The 393-nt window shown below is 38.7% G+C and carries 1 protein-coding gene; it reads left to right on the top strand.

The window, feature by feature from the left end:
• Positions 1–393, top strand: a 393-nt coding sequence (locus GQR38_RS20180; RefSeq protein WP_165738061.1) for a beta-ketoacyl synthase N-terminal-like domain-containing protein, incomplete at both ends; no start/stop codon positions are given.

The raw sequence follows: 393 nt of genomic DNA, 5'->3' as shown, positions 1-393 counted from the left end.
CGCTAATTTATTTCCTGGCTCAAGCGCTCCAGAAGAGTTTTGGCAGCAGTTATTACAACAGAAAGATAACCGCACACCTATCACTGAAGCGGAGTTAGGCGTTAAGCCTGAACAATATTTGGGTAAGAAGGGCGAAAGCGATAAGTATTATTGTTTGTATGGCGGTTATATCCGTGACTTTCACTTTGATGCAGCCGAATATCTATCAAACAAAGGCTCTGCGAACATTAAGGCGCAGGACTTAAATCAACTAGATGATTTACATCAATGGTCTTTATATGTAACGAAACGTGCGCTGCAAGATGCTGGATATTGGCAAAGTGAACGATTAAAAAATTGTGGCTTAATTTTAGGGAATTTATCTTTTCCTACTAAGCAATCTAATTATTTGTT

The sequence above is a fragment of the Pseudoalteromonas sp. c7(2019) genome (assembly GCF_011378625.1).
GTDB classification, from domain to species: Bacteria; Pseudomonadota; Gammaproteobacteria; order Enterobacterales; family Alteromonadaceae; genus Pseudoalteromonas; species Pseudoalteromonas arctica.
The sequence above is the reverse complement of the archived record's forward strand: the minus strand, read 5'-3'. Positions and strand labels throughout refer to the sequence as shown.